Source organism: Rhodococcus rhodochrous (genome assembly GCF_014854695.1).
GTDB lineage: Bacteria > Actinomycetota > Actinomycetes > Mycobacteriales > Mycobacteriaceae > Rhodococcus.
Genome location: NZ_CP027557.1, coordinates 5,239,085 through 5,254,262, shown reverse-complemented (window position 1 = coordinate 5,254,262; position 15,178 = coordinate 5,239,085). Strand labels below are relative to the sequence as shown.

The 15,178-nt window shown below is 66.9% G+C and carries 14 protein-coding genes; 7 read left to right on the top strand and 7 right to left on the bottom strand.

Translation table 11 applies throughout. The features are described from left to right. Positions 1–50: 50 nt before the first annotated feature. Positions 51–1,379 (bottom strand): cytochrome P450, encoded by a 1,329-nt coding sequence (locus tag C6Y44_RS23990; RefSeq protein ID WP_192378593.1) that lies wholly within the window; start codon positions 1,377–1,379, stop codon positions 51–53. Here C6Y44_RS23990 and C6Y44_RS23985 point away from each other — a divergent pair. Next, positions 1,366–2,010 (top strand): TetR/AcrR family transcriptional regulator, encoded by a 645-nt coding sequence (locus tag C6Y44_RS23985; protein WP_159417219.1) that lies wholly within the window; start codon positions 1,366–1,368, stop codon positions 2,008–2,010. The genes C6Y44_RS23990 and C6Y44_RS23985 overlap by 14 nt on opposite strands. 132 nt (positions 2,011–2,142) lie before the next feature. Here the strand turns inward: C6Y44_RS23985 and C6Y44_RS23980 are convergent, their stop codons facing one another. The 6 genes from C6Y44_RS23980 to C6Y44_RS23955 form a co-directional block, all read right to left on the bottom strand. Further along, a complete protein-coding gene (locus C6Y44_RS23980) occupies positions 2,143–3,120 on the bottom strand; it encodes a TIGR03619 family F420-dependent LLM class oxidoreductase (RefSeq protein WP_159417220.1) in 978 nt (325 codons plus the stop codon). Further along, the gene (locus C6Y44_RS23975) at positions 3,117–4,157 is read right to left on the bottom strand and encodes an ABC transporter substrate-binding protein (protein ID WP_159417221.1); all 1,041 of its coding nucleotides are present in this window, start codon (positions 4,155–4,157) and stop codon (positions 3,117–3,119) included. Before C6Y44_RS23975 ends, C6Y44_RS23980 begins: the two co-directional genes overlap by 4 nt. 36 nt (positions 4,158–4,193) lie before the next feature. After that, complete coding sequence (locus tag C6Y44_RS23970) at positions 4,194–5,978, bottom strand: ABC transporter permease (protein WP_159417222.1); 1,785 nt, start codon at positions 5,976–5,978, stop codon at positions 4,194–4,196. Next, complete coding sequence (locus C6Y44_RS23965) at positions 5,975–7,132, bottom strand: ABC transporter ATP-binding protein (protein WP_159417223.1); 1,158 nt, start codon at positions 7,130–7,132, stop codon at positions 5,975–5,977. The genes C6Y44_RS23970 and C6Y44_RS23965 overlap by 4 nt, the downstream gene beginning before the upstream one ends. 125 nt (positions 7,133–7,257) lie before the next feature. Continuing rightward, a complete protein-coding gene (locus C6Y44_RS23960) occupies positions 7,258–8,391 on the bottom strand; it encodes a CaiB/BaiF CoA transferase family protein (protein ID WP_159417224.1) in 1,134 nt (377 codons plus the stop codon). Beyond that, the gene (locus tag C6Y44_RS23955; protein ID WP_159417225.1) at positions 8,391–9,908 is read right to left on the bottom strand and encodes a class I adenylate-forming enzyme family protein; all 1,518 of its coding nucleotides are present in this window, start codon (positions 9,906–9,908) and stop codon (positions 8,391–8,393) included. The genes C6Y44_RS23960 and C6Y44_RS23955 overlap by 1 nt, the downstream gene beginning before the upstream one ends. A 163-nt stretch (positions 9,909–10,071) precedes the next feature. Between C6Y44_RS23955 and C6Y44_RS23950 the strand changes: the two genes are divergently transcribed. The 6 genes from C6Y44_RS23950 (at position 10,072) to C6Y44_RS23925 (ending at position 15,082) form a co-directional block, all read left to right on the top strand. Continuing rightward, complete coding sequence (locus C6Y44_RS23950; RefSeq protein ID WP_159417226.1) at positions 10,072–11,397, top strand: acyl-CoA dehydrogenase family protein; 1,326 nt, start codon at positions 10,072–10,074, stop codon at positions 11,395–11,397. Positions 11,398–11,442: 45 nt separating this feature from the next. Continuing rightward, positions 11,443–12,249: a FadR/GntR family transcriptional regulator gene (locus C6Y44_RS23945; RefSeq protein WP_120280809.1), complete on the top strand. Its 807-nt coding sequence runs from the start codon at positions 11,443–11,445 to the stop codon at positions 12,247–12,249. A 39-nt stretch (positions 12,250–12,288) separates the two neighbouring features. Then, positions 12,289–12,792: a DoxX family protein gene (locus tag C6Y44_RS23940; RefSeq protein WP_225623674.1), complete on the top strand. Its 504-nt coding sequence runs from the start codon at positions 12,289–12,291 to the stop codon at positions 12,790–12,792. 155 nt (positions 12,793–12,947) lie between these two features. Next, complete coding sequence (locus tag C6Y44_RS23935; RefSeq protein ID WP_159417227.1) at positions 12,948–13,445, top strand: flavin reductase family protein; 498 nt, start codon at positions 12,948–12,950, stop codon at positions 13,443–13,445. Positions 13,446–13,518: 73 nt separating this feature from the next. Further along, the gene (locus C6Y44_RS23930) at positions 13,519–14,016 is read left to right on the top strand and encodes a MarR family winged helix-turn-helix transcriptional regulator (protein WP_159417228.1); all 498 of its coding nucleotides are present in this window, start codon (positions 13,519–13,521) and stop codon (positions 14,014–14,016) included. A 193-nt stretch (positions 14,017–14,209) separates the two neighbouring features. Next, a complete protein-coding gene (locus C6Y44_RS23925; RefSeq protein ID WP_120280806.1) occupies positions 14,210–15,082 on the top strand; it encodes an IclR family transcriptional regulator in 873 nt (290 codons plus the stop codon). The last annotated feature ends 96 nt before the right edge of the window (positions 15,083–15,178 follow it).

Genomic DNA, 15,178 nt, shown 5'->3' with positions numbered 1-15,178 from the left:
CACGCCACCCGGGTGTCCGCGCAGTCGGTGTGCTCCGAAATGCAGCCGGATCAGGACGAACCCGGCCTGGAGTCGACCGGGGTGAGCGACAGGTGCAGGTGCGCCAGGCGACGCACCATCAGGTTGGGGACGTAGACGGGTTCGGTGCCGTCGAGCGAGATGGTGGAGGTCGCGGCGAGCAGTGCGCGTACGGCTTGGGTGGTTTCTTTGCGGGCAAGGTGGGCGCCGAGGCAGAAGTGGATGCCGCGGCCGAAGCTGTGGTGCAGTTTCGGCTGGACACGGTCGAGGTCGACCTGGTCGGGGCGGTCGAAGATGCGTGGATCGCGGTTGGAGGCGCCCCACATCAACATCAGTCGTGCGCCTGGTTCGAGGCGGACACCGGCGAGGCGGGTGGGGGCGGTGGTGACGCGGAAATGGCCGCGGAACGGACTCTCGATGCGCACGGCTTCCTCGACCAGCGCACCGATCCGGTCGGGTTCGGCGCGCAGGGTGGCTTGCAGTTGCGGGTCGTCGGCCAGCAGCCGTACCGCGGTGCCGAGCAGGCTCGTGGTCGATTCCGCGCCCGCGGTGACCAGCTGCACCAGCAGCATCGCTCCCTGATCACGGGTCAGGGTTCCCGCCGCGACCGCCGCGGCGACGCTGCCCAATACCCCCGCGTCCGCGTCCGGGCCGGCCTGGTCGAGGCACTCGCCCAGATAGCCGGCGAATTCGAGCACCGCGAGCGCGGCCTGCCCCGCGCGTTCGGGACTGGCGACACCGGACACCAAGTCGATCGCAGCGTCCGACCAGGCTGCGAGGCGCTGATGGTCCTTGCGCGGGAGCCCGATCAGCTCACCGATCACCTGCACCGGGACCCGGTGGGCGACCGTGGTCATCCAGTCACCGCCGCCGGAAGCAACCAGCCCGGCGACCGCCGGAGCGACCGCAGCATCGATCAGCTCGGTCGTCTCGGCCACCGCCCGCGGGCTGAACCGCGACATCACCAGCGCCCGCTGCGCCGTATGCGCGGGCGGATCCGCGGTCGCCAGCACATCCACCCCGGCCCCGGCCTCGGCCACCGACACGGTCGCTGACCCCGACGCCGCCGACAACACCGCGACCAGATTGCTCGAATAGGTGTGCGGATCGGCCAGCACGGTGCGGATCGCATCGAACCCGAGCACCACATACACCTGCTGATCAGCCAGAAAATGCACATCCCCGGCGTTACGCAATCGCTCGAACAGCGGATAGGGGTCCTGCAATGCCTCGGCAGAGAACACATCGGCAGAGAACACATCGGCAGTGGTCATCGGCGGCACCGTCCTTTCGCACGTTGTATAACGTGTTATACAACGTGTTCCGGTCTTGCGATACCCTCCAGTGGTGGTCGATGACACTGCTTCCCTGCTGCGTGAGTCCCGTGACTCGTTGCGCGTGATTCGCGATTTCGGGCCCGCCGAACGCGCGCGCCGCGCCGAGATCGCCGCGGCCGCCCGCATGATGGCCTCCCAGCACGGCTACAAGGGCGTCACGATCCGCGAGGTCGCGGCCCAGGCCGGTACCACTCCGGTCACCGTCTACCGCTACTTCGGGTCCAAAGACGGCCTGATCCAGTACCTCATGGCGGACTGGGCCCTGGGCACCCTCGAGCGCCTCGCCCGATTACCGGTCGATCCCGGCGCCGAGTCCGCCGACCGGATTGCTGCTGCGTTCTCCCAATTCATCGACTGGGCCGCCGAAGACCGCAATCTGCTGCAAGCCGGGATGAACTCTGTGCACTCCGGCGACGGACCCGGCATCAGGGTCTGGCGCCCCCTGTTCACCGAATTGGTCCGCGCCGCCCTCGCCGACCCCGACTGGACCGACGACCACGATCGAGCCTTGGTCCTCGGTCACGTCCTGACCACCTGCTTGCTCGACCTGACGACCGATCCTGCCAACATCACCGACATCCGCCATACGATCACCCGCGCAGCACGACTGCTCTTCACCACCTCGCTTCCGAACGGTTCGAACTGTCGCCCGTAGCTCGGTACCGGATGGCGCACCGCTGCACACTGGGCACCGATACCGCGATGGGAATGAAGTGGCAGACGGGTCGCCAGTAGCGATCACTCTCGGTGCGTATCGGGATCCGATGACTCGGCCGAAGCCGGAAGCTCACGCGAGGAGCGGCGTGACCTCGGCCTCGAACCGTTCGAGCTGCTCCGTTCCGGCGGAGACCGACAGCTCGTTCGAAACCTCCTTGCGGGTACTGCCGGACAGCGCCCGCACCCGTAGGGCCAGGTGTGCGATGCCTGCGGCGGCGAACGCCCGGACGCGTTCGGCGACCTGCTCGGGTGTACCCACCAGGTGGATGCCGTCGTAATCCTCGTCCGGACGGACCGGGCGGTCGCGAAGGTCGAGTTCGCACAGCGTGGTGTACCGGCGCGAGAGATGTTCGCGCCCATACTCCACCGCGTATTCCTCGATGCGCGTGATCGCTTCCCGCGCTGCCTCCGGGCTCAGGTTCGTGCCGTGGAAGCCGTCGCCGTGGCTCGCGACGCGGCGCAACCCGCGCGAGGTGCGACCTGCCAGCAGGATAGGGATCTCCTTCGTGGGACGTGGTTCGAAGAACAGTGGACCGAACGAGTAGAACTCACCGCTGAATCCGTCCGAAGGGTCGCTCCAGCAGGTCCGCAGAATGTCGATGAACTCCGCGGTTGCCGAGCCACGCCGACGGAACCTCTCACCCGCACCGAGAGCCTGGAACTCGTTCTCCTGCCAGCCGGTACCGATACCGGCCACCACACGTCCCGGAGCGAGTAGATCGAGCGACGCCCAGGACTTGGCCACCACCACCGGATTACGGTTGGCCAGCACCAGGACGGACGTGCCGAGTTCGACCCGCTCGGTGGCGCCGGCCACCAGCGACAGCGCGATCAGCGGATCCACGGCCGGCGTGTCGAACCCGACGGGGAAACGCCGATCCGGGTGATCGTGTTCGGTGGTCGGGGTGAAGACGACGTGGTCGCTGGCCCACACCGCGTCGAATCCGAGTCGCTCGGCGGTCGTTCCCGTCGTCAGGATCGCGTCGCGCGACGCGAGTGGGCTGAGATTGGGAAGCTTCACCCCGAAGGTGATCGATCCCACCGTCACGGCGTGACCAGCTCGACGATCTCGTCCAGGCGGGAACTGGTCGCCACGTTGTCGGTGGGAACGTACTCGGCCGGACGCGACACTCCGGTGGTCACCGATTCGACGACCGGCACCGCGAGATCACCCACCGCGATCGCCTGTCCGGAATCGGAGAGGAGGAACTCGACGAACAACCGGGCCGCGTTCGGATTGGGGGCGGTGCCGCTGATGGAGGCAAGCATCGCGAAGCCGGTGGTGTTGTCCGGGACGACGACCTCGACGGGCGCCCCCGCCTTCTGCACCGTCGACACCGTGCTCAGCGGAGCAGGCACGAATGCGCCCACCTCGCCCGCCGCGACCTGCTGAATGGCGTTGCTGACCGAATCACCCATGGAGTAGTTCTGGGTCTGCTGGAGTTCGGTGAAGAACTCCTCGCCGAAGGTGTCGAGCCAGAAGTTGTAGACACCGGCGGTGGCGACGCTGTTCTGCGGTGCAGCGACCAGCAATCCGCGTGCGATGGCGTCACCGGTGATCAGGTCCTCCCACGAAGTCGGAGGGGTCCCTGTGACCAGGTCGGTGTTGTAGGCGATGCCCCACGGCTGCTCCAGCACCGGCACGGTGTACTCGGTCTGCTCGGCCGCATCGACCCGTTCCAGATTGGGGATCTGCGCGGGATCCAGCGGTGCCAGCCACCCCTTCTCGGCGACGTCTCCGGCGAACACCGGGTCGGGTTGCCACAGGACGTCGGCGCCGAGCGATCCGGCTTCGGATTCGGCGGCGAACCGGGCGTTGAGGTCGGCGCTCGCTTGGCGGACGACCTGCACGGTGATGGAGTACTCGTCTTCGAACGCGTCGGCCAGGCTCTGGGTGAGCTCGGCGTTGTAGGCGCTGTAGACGACCACGCTGCCTTCCTCCTGCGCTGCCTCGACGATCGCGTCGAAGGAGTCCATCGCTTCGGTGGGGCCCTCCCCTGTGCTCTCACCGCAGGCAGCGAGAAGCAGGGCGATGGTGCTGAGGGCGCCGACGAGGTGGAGTCGGCGTCGGATCGATGAAGGCATGGGACTGTACCTCTCTGAGATGTGGGCCGCGTGGAGTTATCGGCGGCGGCCGAGGAACCGGGCGAGCGACAGGGCGGTGAGCACGAACAGCACCGAGATCAGGCTGAGAATGCCTGCGAGCGCTGCGAGTTGAGCGTGATCGCCGCCTTCGTAGAGGTCGACGAGCGTCGAACCGACGACGGGATTACGGGACCCGGCCAGGATTGCGGCAGCGTTGACATCCCCGATGATGTGGACGAAGAACAGGATCCCGGCGGAGACGAGCCCGGGCGCCATCAGCGGCAGCGTCACCCAACGCAGAGTGCGGCCTTCCCCGTGGCCGGAGGTGTACGAGGCATCCATCAGGTCGTTGCCGACCCGGGACAACGCGTCGGACGATTGCAACACGGCCTGGTAGAGGTACACCGCGATGAAAGCGATCAGCAGCAGCCAGCGAGTGTTCCCGAGCCGGAAGGGGTCACCGGCGAAGGCGAGGACGAATGCGACGGCCAGAACGATGTGCGACATGTTGCCGGGCAGTTTGAGGACGCCGTCGGCCACCCGCGCCTGCCACGCCGTACTGCGGTGCAGGTACAGCGCAGCGAAAACAGCTGCGAGAACACCGATGACGCTACCCACCACGCCGAGCCACAGGCTGTTGCGCAGCGCTTCGCCGGCGGGCCCGCTGCTCGCGAGGAGAGCGCGATAGTTGTGCAGGCCGAGTTCGTCCCACTTCACGTCCGGGGTCCAGTAACGCTGCAGCGAGACGAACAGGATCGCAGACAACGGCACCACCGACATCATCAGCAGGTAGCCGAGCATGCCGATGCGAGCGACCGGACGCCACCGGCCGAGTGTCACGACAGCATCGGACTGTCCACGCGACGAGATCCGCGCGAAGTTGCTGCTGCGGGCACTGCGGGACTGGAGAATCCAGACGACACCGATCACCACGAGCATCGCAAGGCCGAGCAGCAGGGCAGTGCGCGTGTCGGGTGGATAGGAGAACTTCATCGCCTGCACGATGCGGGTGGACACCACGTCGATACCGGATCTGGTGCCGAGGATGCTCGGAACCGAATAGATTCCGAGACCGACGACCGTCACGAGGAAGACCGCGGACAGCGCGGCCGGTTTGACGGCGGGCAGCGTCACCGTGACGAAGGTCCGGAGCGGAGACGAACCCGCCATGCGGGCGGCCTCTTCCAGCGCCGGGTCGAGGGAACGAAGCGATGCCGCCAGCGGCAGGTAGGCGTACGGAACCATGTAGGCCGTGTACGCGAGAATCACTCCGTACCAGCTGAAGACGTCGAACGGACCGTCCTCGAGTTGGATACCGAGAACGGACAGGCCGTCGCGGATGAGTACGTTGGCGAACCCGCTGTTCGGCGACAGCAGAAAGGTCCACGCGATCGATCCGGCGATCGGCGGCACCAGCAGCGAGGCGATGGGCAGGAGTTCGCCGACGATACCGAATCGCGCATCGGTGCGTTCGTTCAACCATGCGAGCATTCCACCGACGACCAGGGCCAGCGGGCCCGCGGTGAACAGAATGATCGCGGTGTTGACGATCGCCGATCGCGTCCGGGGGTCGGTGAAGACGCGTTCGAACTCGTCGAAGCCGATCACGTCGCCGTCGAGTACGAAGGTCCGCCAGATCATGATGACCAGCGGATACAGCAACAGGGCGCACAGCACGAGAGTGACCGCGGCGGTGATCGCGTGCAATGGCCGGTGCCGAACCTGCTGTGCCCAGCGGGCATACCGCTGCGGTGCGGTCGTCTCGGGTTCCGTCCCGGATAGGGGAGCGGGACGATCTGCAACCGGCGACGGGGCGCTCACCGGTCGTCCTGTCCGACAGCCGGACTCAGTTCGGTGCCGTCCATGAGCCAGCAATTTCCGGCGTCGAAGTCGATCCACACGGTGGAACCGAGTTCGGGGGCGGGGGTGTCACTCGGACGCCACACCTCGATCGAGGCGCCGTCCAGGTCGATCTGGATCCGCACCTGAGCGCCCCCGAAGACGACTGAACGCACAGTGCCGGAATGGACGTTGGTCCCGGCGGCCGGGGCGGTGTCCGTGATCCGGATCGCCTCGGGCCGAACGACCCCGAGCACGTGTGCGCCGACGGGGAATTCGCGGCTCGACATGCCGACCATCGGTCCGATCGCGGACTTGAACTCGATGGTCTCGCCGGAGACCTGCGTGACGGGCCCGTCGAACTCGTTGGTCCGGCCGACGAAGTTGGCGACGTAACGGTTGGCCGGTCGCAGGTAGACCTCGCGCGGTGGCGCGAGCTGCTCGACCACGCCGTCCCGGAGCGTGGCGATGCGATGCCCGAGTTCCATCGCCTCGGTCTGATCGTGGGTGACGTACAGGGCGGCGAAGCCGAGTTCCTGCTGCATCTCCAGCAGGTCGCCGCGAAGCTGGTCGCGCACCTTGGCATCGACGTTCGACAGGGGTTCGTCGAAGAGGACGAGGTCGTTGCCGGCCACCAGCGCCCGGGCCAGTGCGACCCGCTGTTGCTGACCGCCGCTGAGCTGACCCGGATACTGCTGCGCCAGATGTCCGACGCCGACCAGTTCGAGCATCTGCGCGACGCGCTCGGCGACGGCGGCGGTGCCGAGACGACGCCGACGCAGGGGATAGGCGACGTTCTTGAACACCGTCAGGTGGGGCCACAGCGCGTAGCTCTGGAAGACGACGCTGACCGAGCGCCGCTCGGGCGGGGTGAGAATGCCGCGGGCGGAGGAGAATACCGTTTTTCCGCCGATCTCGATCTCGCCGCTGTCGGGTTGTTCGAGCCCCGCGACGCAGCGCAACAGGGTGGTCTTGCCGCACCCGCTCGGGCCGAGCAGCACCACGAACTCACCGGCACGAACCTCGAGTGAGATGTCGTCGACCGGCGTGATCGTGGCACCGTCCCTGCGCTGGAAACTCTTTCGGAGAGTGCGTATCTCCACCACGGCCGAATCTGCGGACGTTGTCGTGTCCATCGCCTCGAGCACCTCGCTTCGGCGTCGCCTGATCTGTTGATCTGCAATCTATTCAGCGAGGTGTTCGAGGGGGAATGGCGAAATGCCGTCCAATGGGATCGCGGTGTGATGTGCACCGCAAACCGTCACGCCGAGTCGTCGACCGCCGCTCCGGACGCGATCAGTTTCTCCGGATCCGTTACGCCCCAGGCTTCGAGGACTGCCCGGGTGTCCCGCCCCGGTGAGCCCGCCGGACGGACCGCGGACGGGCGGGTACGGGAGAACCGCGGTGCCGGTGCACCTTGCACGACGCCGTCGATGTCCAGGTACACCTCCCGTGCGATGTTGTGCGGGTCGTGGGGTGCTTCGAGCAGGGACAACACCGGTGCACCGCATGCGTCGACGCTCTCGAAGACCTTCGTCCATTCGTCGCGGGTGCGTTCGGCGAAGCGCTTCGCGAAGGCTTCGCGGATTACCGGCCAGTTCGCACGGTCGGTGCGGTCGGGTAGCCCGGTGAGTTCGAGAGCGTCGAGAAGCTGCGCGTAGAACTGGGCTTCGACGGCGCCGACCGCGAACCAGCGTCCGTCGGAGGTTTCGTAGACGTCGTAGTAGGGAGCACCGGAGTCGAGAGTGTTCACGCCTCGCTCGTCGCGCCAGTAGTCGTCGGCGATGAAGCCGTACTGCATCGCCATCAGCGCTGCGACTCCGTCGACGATCGCGGCGTCGACCACCTGTCCGAGGCCGGAGTTCGTTCGCTCGAACAGGGCGGTGACGACGCCGTACGCCAGCAGCATTCCGCCGCCGCCGAAGTCGCCGATGCTGTTGAGCGGGATCTGTGGTGGTCCATCTGCTCGGCCGACGGCGTGCAGTGCCCCGGTGCGTGCGATGTAGTCGATGTCGTGTCCGGCGGTGTGGGCCAGCGGTCCGCTCTGTCCCCATCCGGTCATCCGGCCGAAGATCAGCCGGGGGTTGCGGTCGAGGCAGACGTCCGGCCCGAAGCCCAGTCGTTCGGCCACTCCCGGCCGGTAGCCTTCGAGCAGGACATCGGCCCGGTCGACGAGGTCGAGCAGGGCGGTCACGCCCTCCGGTTTCTTCAGGTCCAGCACGATGTGGCTGCGGTTGCGGTTGAGCACGTCGGTGTGCGGGCGGTGCGGTTGCCGGCCGGGCCGGTCCACGCGGACGACCTCGGCCCCGAGATCGGCGAGCATCATCGCTGCGAACGGGGCGGGTCCGAGACCGGCGAGTTCGACGACCCGCACGCCGCTGAGCGGACCGGACATCACAGTGCTCCTGCCGTGGCGGTGGACATCTCGGTCAGTTCGGCGATCAACTGTCGCCGGACGACCTTGCCGGTCGGGGTCCGCGGCAGGTCGTCGACGAAGACGACGTCATCCGGGGTGCGGGATCCGCGCACCTGCTTGCGTGCCCAGCTGCGCACCTCGTCGGCACCGAGGTCGCTGCCGGGGGTGCGGATCACCGCGGCGACGATGCGTTCGCCCCACTCGTCGTCGGGCAGGCCCACCACGGCGACCTCGGAGACCTCCGGGTGCGTGAGGACGGCATCCTCGACTTCTGCGGGTGCGATGTTCTCGCCCCCGCGGATGATCGTGTCGTCGGCTCGTCCTTCGATGAACAGGTACCCGGCCTCGTCGAGGCGAGCCCGGTCGTTGGTGGGGAACCAGCCTTCGTCGTCGAGCACGGAGCCCTGTTCCAGGTAGTGACCGGACACCTGGGCACCGCGGACCCAGAGCAGACCGGTGTCGCCGGGGGCGGTGGCGTTTCCGTTCTCGTCCCGGATCAGGACTTCGATTCCGGGCACGGGACGTCCGACCGAGGTCAGCCGTGCCCGGGCGGACGGGTCGTCGTCGGCCATCGCGGCGCGGTGATCGTCGGGTCCGAGAAGCGCGATCGTCGAACTGGTTTCGGTCAGGCCGTAGGCGTTGACGAAACCGGTGTCGGGGAAGGCGGTCAGCGCGCGCTCGAGGACGGGCAGCGGCATCCGGGCCCCGCCGTAGGCGACGGAACGAAGGTCGGGGGTGTCGGCGGGGGCTCCGTCGAGGTGTTCGACGATACGCGCGAGCATGGTCGGGACGACCATGGCGCTGGTGATCCGTTCGGTGCGGACCAGGTCGAGCCATCCGGCGGGGGAGAAGTCGGCCAGGTAGACCATGCGCCGGCCCGCATAGACGTTCGTGAGGATCGTTCCCATACCGGCGATGTGGTACGGGGGAGTGCTCACGAGGGCGGCGTCGGTCGCCTCGGCGCTGCCGAGATCGACGGTCTGCAGCACGTAGGAGACCAGGTTGGAGTGCTTGAGCAGCACGCCCTTGGGGGCCGAGGTGGTTCCGCTGGTGAAGAGGACGACAGCGACGGCATCCTCGTCGACTTCCGCGGGGGCGGCCGAAGGTTCGGTGGCGGCGAGCCGGGATTCGAACTCGTCGACGGACATCGCGGTGATGCTACTCCCGGCGAAGGTGGGCAGATAGTCGTTGTCGGCGACGACCACGGGGCGTTCGAGTCGTCCGACGAGGGCGAGGAGCTGGTCGCCGGGGAGTCGGTAGTTGAGGGGGGCGATCGGTATTCCCGCCCAGGCGGCGGAGAAGGTCAGGACAGGCAGGATCGGCCCGTTGATCCCGAGGAAGACCACGGTGCCTGCATCGAGGTCGGTGAGCACGCGGCTGCCGTGCGCGGCTTTCTCGCCCAGTTCGAGGTAGGTGGTACCGCCGTACCACGAGCCGAGGGCGTTGCGGTCGGGATGGCTGGCGTTGGCCATGTCCAGGATCGTCGTCAGATTCATGCTCGGGCCTCCGGATGGGTCGGGTAAGGCGCATGGAGAAGAGGTTCTATCTAAACATAGACATGTTTGGAGGTTTTGTGTACGTTTGTTTTCAGCCGTCGAGCGGGACGGCATGAATTTGCTTGTGGCGCTCAGCCACCCGTACCGATGAGGACCGCGCGCTATGGCCTGGGATTTCTCGACCGATCCGGATTTCGAAGAGAAGCTCGCTTGGATGCGAGAGTTCGTCGACAAGGAAATCCTTCCCCTCGAGACGCTCGGTGAGCGTTTCCGCGGCCGCGAAGGGCGAGCCGACTACCTCCGCCTGATCCAGCCGCTCAAGCAGCAGGTCAAGGATCAGGGCCTGTTCGCCGCCCACCTGCCGCCGTCGCTGGGCGGTGCCGGCTTCGGCCAGGTCAAACTCGGCCTCATGCACGAGATCCTCGGCCGGTCCCACCTCGCTCCGCACATCTTCGGCAACAACGCCCCCGACTCCGGAAACACGGAACTGCTGGCCCTCGGAGCCACCGAACAGCAGCGCAAGGACTACCTCGAGCCCCTGCTGGCCGGCGAGCTGACCTCCTGCTACTCGATGACCGAACCCGGAGCCGGCGCCGACCCCAAACTGATGGCGGCCACCGCCCACCTCGACGGCGACGAGTGGGTGATCAACGGCCACAAGTGGTTCATCACCAATGCGGCGCTGGCGGACTTCCACATCGTGATGGTCCGGACCGAGTTCGGCGAGGACATCCGTCCGCACAAGGCATTCTCGATGATCCTGGTGCCCGCGGGCACGGCAGGCGTGGACGTCGTCCGCAACATCCCGACCATGGCCGAGCCGGACGTCCGCGACGACGACTACGGCGGACACGCCGAGGTGATCTACCGCGACGTCCGAGTCCCCCGCGAAAACCTGATCGGTGAACGCGGTGGCGGATTCGCCCTGGCCCAGGGCCGCCTCGGACCCGGCCGGATCCACCACGCGATGCGTTGGCTGGGCCAGAGCCAGCGGGCCTTCGACATGCTGTGCGAGCGTGCGGTGAGCCGCACGGCCCACGGCTCGCTGCTCAGCGACAAGCAGATGATCCAGGACTGGGTCGCAGAATCGTATGCGGCGATGCAGGCGGCGCGTCTGCTCACCCTGCAGGCGGCCTGGCGGATGGATCGCCTCCACGACGAGGGCCGGCCCTACAGCGATGCCCGCCTCGACATCGGATTGATCAAGTTCTGGGGCGGCCGGGTGCTCTACGACGTCCTCGACCGGGCGATCCAGATCCACGGCGCTCTGGGCTACTCGTCCGACCTGCCCCTCGAATACATGTACCGCCGCGCCCGCGCAGCCCGCCTGTACGACGGCCCGGACGAGGTGCACAAGGTCACCGTGGCCCGGCTGCTGATGCGCGAGTACGAGCCGCGCGAGGTTCCCAGCGAGCACGTGCCCACCCGCCGTGCCGACGCCGAGAAGAATTTCACGGACCTCCTGGAACAGGTCGCGCTCAACGCGTGAGACGTTGGGTGGGCACCCAGGAAATTCGAGGCGAGGAGTGGACCCATGAAACACGCGACCGGAGTCGAAGGTGAGCGCGTGCAGCGGGGCAACCGGACGTTGCTCAAGCCGCTGCCGCCTCGCATGCGTCCGCTCAAACTCGCCGAGGTGCTCGCCCGCGAGATCGTCGAGGCGATGATCGAGGACGGCGTCGAGCCGGGAGATGTGCTGCCCTCCGAGGTCACGATGATGGCGAACTACGGCGTCGCCCGGACCACCCTGCGCGAAGCGCTGAGGCTGCTCGAGGCGCAGGGACTCGTGGTCGTGAAGCAGGGCCGGGGCGGCGGGCCGGTGATGGCCGCGGTGGACGCCTCGGACCTGGGCCGCACGTCGGCACTGTATTACCGGCTTGCCGGGGCGACCTACCGCGAACTCGCCGAGTCGAAGGTCGCCCTGGAACCGTGGCTCGCCGACCTCGCCGCCCGACGCTCCGATCCCGAGCAGGCGCGAAACCAGCTCTTCGCCACCTTCGGTGAGGGTGAGACCGAGATCGACGACGCCGTTCGGCCCCGCGGAATCTGGCGCGCCACACCTCAGTTCCACGAGACGGTCTACGCGCTGAGCGGCAACCTCGTGCTCAGCACGTCGGCAAGTGCCATGTCGGCGATCTTCCGGGAACAGGTGCTCGCGGCGATCGACCTGTCTCCGAAACACGACGACTTCTTCGATGCGCACCGTCAGATCGCGGCGGCGATCATCGAGGGCCGTCCCGAGGACGCTCATCGGTTGTCGCACGAGCACCAACAGGACATCAACGACTACTGCGAGGAGCGGATCCCCGAACTCCTCGACCGGGTCATCGAATGGCGCTGACCGCACCGTTGCGGCGGGCAGCGAGGTGAAAGGACTGGAGTGGATACGGAACTCGACCTGGCGATGCTGGTGCTGCGGATCGCGCTGGGCGGCATGCTCATCGTGCACGGCGCCAACAAGATCTTCGGTAGCGGAGGGCTGACCGGCACGGCGGGATGGTTCGAATCCCTCGGCCTGCGTCCGGGTCGCCTGCACGCCGCGCTCGCCGCCTACACCGAGATCGGCGCGGGCGCACTGCTTCTGCTCGGGCTCCTCACGCCGGTCGCGTCGGCCGCATTCATCGGCCTGATGCTGGTCGCGGCACTCACCGACCATCGTGGCAAGGGTTATTTCGTCTTCAAGGGCGGCTGGGAGTACACCCTGCTGGTGGGCATGGTGGCCGTCGTGCCGGCGCTCGTCGGTCCGGGTCGCTGGTCGCTCGATCACGCGATCGGATTCGAGTTCTTCGGACTCGGCTGGGCCGGTCTCTCGGTTGCGGTGGGGGTGCTCGCGGCAGCGGGACTGATGGCCGTGTTCTACAGGCCGCGGGCCACGGTGTCCTGACAGTTCGATCCGGCACCGCAGGACCGGCGATTCGCGGCGCCTCGACGAGAAGAAAGGTTTTGAGCGACAGGGCCGTTCGGAGAACGTCTGTACGGCTCCCGGAAATGCGGCACGGTGCCGTCGTGCCGCGACGAGGACCACACGGAAGGCACGCTATGACTGCGCAACTCGAAACCGGAATTCAGCGGGGTTTCCGCGAGGCGATGGCCTCGGTGGCAACACCGGTGTCGGTGGTGACCACCACATGGGAGGACGAGCACTACGGAGCGACCGTGAGTGCGTTCTCGTCGCTCTCGATGGACCCTCCCATGGTCCTGGTCTCCCTCGACCACCGCTCGACCCTGCTCACCGCGATCCGGTCCGCGAACCGGTTCGGTGTCAACATTCTCTCGGCCGCCCAGGCCCCGACCGCTCTGCGGTTCGCATCCAGTCGTGGTGTCGGAAAGTTCGACGGCATCGGCTGGCAGGCGGACTCCGGTCTTCCTCGGCTCGAGGGCTCGGTCGGGTGGCTGGCCTGCGATGTCGTCGATCTGGTGGAAGGTGGCGACCACATCATCGCTCTCGGGCGAGTGGTGTCGGTCCAGACCTGCGAGGGGTCCCCGTTGGTCTATCACCGTCGGGTTTTCGGCACCCATGCGTCGCTGGAAGCATGACAAATTTTCCGGACGACAAAAGTTTCCGGCCGCAATAGTTGTCAATGAGAATGAATTGTGGTGTGCTTCTCATATGACCTCAGTCACAACCCGCGAGATTCGTGCCCGCGAGGCAGCAGTAGCAGGAGTGCTCGATGCATGGGTGCGCGCCGCTCGCGCCTTCGCGGCTGCCGGCGTGTATCCCGTGGATACGGGGATTCCGGGCGTTCGTCTCGAGCGCCCTGCCTACACCATGCTCCGAGAGCTGGACCAGCACGGACCGCGTCGCCTCGGAGATCTGGCCATGGCCAGCAATCTCGGTGTCTCGCACGCCAGTCGGCTCGTCGAGGGCCTCGTTCGTGACGGGCTGGTCGAACGCACCGTCCCGGCCGACGATCGCCGCGTGACGATTCTGGCGGCCACCCCTTCGGGTAAACAGGCCGCGCGCCGGATCGAACAACAGTTTCACGGCTTGATCACTGCTCGGCTGGGGGACTTCCTCGATCAGGAGGTTCTCGACTTCGCGATGTTGTTCCAGCGCTTCGCCGACGAACTCGTCGAATGGTCCGACGCGATGACGCGAGGTGGATAGCCCATATCGTGCGCTGCGGTCGAATCGGCCGCATAAGAGACCGGGTGACGTCGGAGGCGGCGCCCCGACCCTGCGTGATCTCCGAAAGTCCTGGTAGTCAACGTTTTTCATCCGAAATCGACTTGACGCAGATCACATTCCAAATATTCTATGCATAGATCAAAGCAATGATGATGTTTGTCTAGGAGTGGCCATGACCGTCCTGCAGAACACCCCCGAAGACTTCGAGATCGAGACCGCTCCACGCCGCGGGAGCGGGCACCGCTCGGTGCTCGGACGCGCGGCGGTGGTGATCGATGCATTCGACGACGGCCGCGCGCTCTCCCTCGACGACCTGACCGTGCGCACCGGCCTGCCGCGCTCCACCGTCTATCGACTCGCCGAGCAACTGCGCGAGGTCGGATGGATCGAGCGAGTAGCCGCCGGATACCGAATCGGGTTGCGCCTCTTCGAGGTCGGCGGTCTGGCCGCCGATGCCTCCCGACTGCGCGCCCAGGCCGGAACCTGGCTCTTCCAGGCACAGCAGCAGTGTGCGCAAACCGTGCATCTGGGCATCCTGGACGGCGACGAGGTCGTCTACATCGACAAGGTGGGCCCCGCTCGGAGCGAGGTTCCGACCCGCATCGGCGGCCGGTTGCCCGCCCACCGCACGGCCATCGGGCGCGCCCTCCTCTCGGCACAGCCGGAAAGCGCCTGGAAGCGAATCCTCGTCGATATCGCGACCATTCCCACCCGCCCCGGTGCGCCGAGCCTGACATCGATCCTGGAGACCGCGCGGCGCACCGGCATCGCAACCGACTTCGGTGATTCCATCAGCGGACTGTCGTGTGTCGCCGCGCCGATCCTCTCCTCGTCGGGCGTCGTCGGTGCCGTGTCGATCACCGGGCCGGCCACCACCAATCGCGCGACACTCCAAGCACATGCACGCGTGGTCAAGCAGACGGCAGAAGCCATCGCCACACGCTTGGTTCCTGCTGCCCCGAAGGGGCGCGGCGGCGTCCGCCGAGCAGGAGATCTGCACGAGCAGACTCATGCGAAGTTGGCCGATTACATGCGTGCGTTGTGAGCCCGTCTCTCGGAGACATCGGAAATCGTTGTCTCACGACCACCGGGTTCGTCGTCGAATGACGCTCCCGACAAGTTCGACAACTGTTTCTCCCCC

What these genes read in the sequence shown, in the direction of transcription:
- C6Y44_RS23935 (WP_159417227.1), top strand. Translation starts at nt 12,948, where the DNA reads ATGACTGCGCAACTCGAAACCGGAATTCAGCGGGGTTTCCGCGAGGCG.
- C6Y44_RS23975 (WP_159417221.1), bottom strand. Translation starts at nt 4,157, where the DNA reads ATGCCTTCATCGATCCGACGCCGACTCCACCTCGTCGGCGCCCTCAGC.
- C6Y44_RS23930 (WP_159417228.1), top strand. Translation starts at nt 13,519, where the DNA reads ATGACCTCAGTCACAACCCGCGAGATTCGTGCCCGCGAGGCAGCAGTA.
- C6Y44_RS23945 (WP_120280809.1), top strand. Translation starts at nt 11,443, where the DNA reads ATGAAACACGCGACCGGAGTCGAAGGTGAGCGCGTGCAGCGGGGCAAC.
- C6Y44_RS23960 (WP_159417224.1), bottom strand. Translation starts at nt 8,391, where the DNA reads ATGTCCGGTCCGCTCAGCGGCGTGCGGGTCGTCGAACTCGCCGGTCTC.
- C6Y44_RS23955 (WP_159417225.1), bottom strand. Translation starts at nt 9,908, where the DNA reads ATGAATCTGACGACGATCCTGGACATGGCCAACGCCAGCCATCCCGAC.
- C6Y44_RS23950 (WP_159417226.1), top strand. Translation starts at nt 10,072, where the DNA reads ATGGCCTGGGATTTCTCGACCGATCCGGATTTCGAAGAGAAGCTCGCT.
- C6Y44_RS23925 (WP_120280806.1), top strand. Translation starts at nt 14,210, where the DNA reads ATGACCGTCCTGCAGAACACCCCCGAAGACTTCGAGATCGAGACCGCT.
- C6Y44_RS23965 (WP_159417223.1), bottom strand. Translation starts at nt 7,132, where the DNA reads ATGGACACGACAACGTCCGCAGATTCGGCCGTGGTGGAGATACGCACT.